The organism is Phormidium sp. CCY1219, assembly GCF_035615515.1.
Lineage (GTDB): Bacteria > Cyanobacteriota > Cyanobacteriia > Cyanobacteriales > Laspinemataceae > CCY1219.
Genome location: NZ_JAJENT010000283.1, coordinates 1 through 1,410, shown reverse-complemented (window position 1 = coordinate 1,410; position 1,410 = coordinate 1). Strand labels below are relative to the sequence as shown.

1 protein-coding gene is annotated in these 1,410 nt (G+C 53.8%); it reads left to right on the top strand.

The features are described 5' to 3' along the window. Positions 1 to 193 precede the first annotated feature (193 nt). Positions 194 to 1,410: serine/threonine-protein kinase (locus tag LKK83_RS04285; protein WP_324629647.1), on the top strand; the 1,217-nt coding region annotated here is incomplete at its 3' end.

Sequence of the window (1,410 nt, the reverse complement as noted above, 5' to 3'; positions counted from 1 at the left end):
AGGAGCCGGATGAGGTGAAAGTCTCAAGTCCGGTTTTGAAGACGAGCAGTTCTGGTGACGGAATTGCTTAGTTTAACCCACGGCAAAAACACTGACCTCCCATTCCAGGGCTGAGTTTACAGGAATGGGTGCGATCGCGCCTGTATCCATCCTCGATACCCACTGAACCTCAACTCATCCAACTCCACGCCTTATGAGCTTCTGCATTAATCCCCAATGCCCAAACCCGCAAAATCCCGACTCGGTAAACTTCTGTCAAAGCTGCGGTTCTCCACTGGTCTTAGAAGGGCGCTATCGGGTGATGCGCGAGATGGGAAAAGGCGGATTTGCCAAAACCTATGAAGTCAGAGATGGCGGAAGCATAAAAGTCTTAAAAGTGCTGCACCTGAATGAAGCCAAACCCGTATCTTTATTCCAACAAGAAGCGCGGGTACTCGGGCAATTGAATCATCCGGGAATTCCTAAAGGGGACGGATATTTTACCGTTTCTGCGCGCAACGCTTCCGAACCGCTACACTGTTTGGTGATGGAGTATGTGGAAGGGCAGGATTTAAGACAGTGGTTGCAAAGTAGAGGAAACCAACCTCTCGAGAGCGATCGCGCGATCGCCTGGTTGGGCGAATTGGCAGCTATTTTACATCAAGTCCACCAAAAAAACTTCTTCCATCGGGATATCAAACCGAGCAATATCATGCTCAAACCCGACGGACATTTAGCCTTAATTGACTTTGGGGCGGCGCGCCAAGTGTCCCGCACTTACCTGCAAAAAGTCAAAGGCGGAATGCCCGTTACCGGGATTATTTCGGCGGGTTATACTGCCCCAGAACAAGCGATCGGTAAAGCCGTACCGCAATCGGACTTTTTTGCCTTGGGGCGCACTTTTGTTTATTTGCTCACTGGCAAAGAACCCACTGCATTTCCAGAACATCCACGTAGCGGACAACTGCAATGGAGAGACAGCGCCACTCAACTTGCCCCACCGCTAGCCGATTTTATCGATAGTTTAATCGCCTTTTTACCCGCCGATCGCCCGCAAAGTACCGGCGAATTATTGCAGCGCATCGCCCAACTCGATCGCCAACCCTCACTACCCCCGCAATCGGGCACACTCCCCTCTTCCACCGCCGCCACGGTGCCCGTCAGCCCCCAGCAAACTAGCCCTCCCAGCCAGATCCGTGGCAATTCCCCTACGTACACAAAATGGATCGGGGCGGCGATCGTCCTGCTGTTGGGGTGGATGGGATACAATCTCTACCAATCCGCGCGATCGCCCCAACCCGTCACCGAAGTGCCCGCTTCTCCACCCGGGGAAAGACCCAAACCCGCAGAACCACCAGAAGAACCGCGAGAAACGCCCTCTCCCGCGCCAGAAGAACCGCGAGAAACGCCCTCTCCCGCGCCAGAAGAACC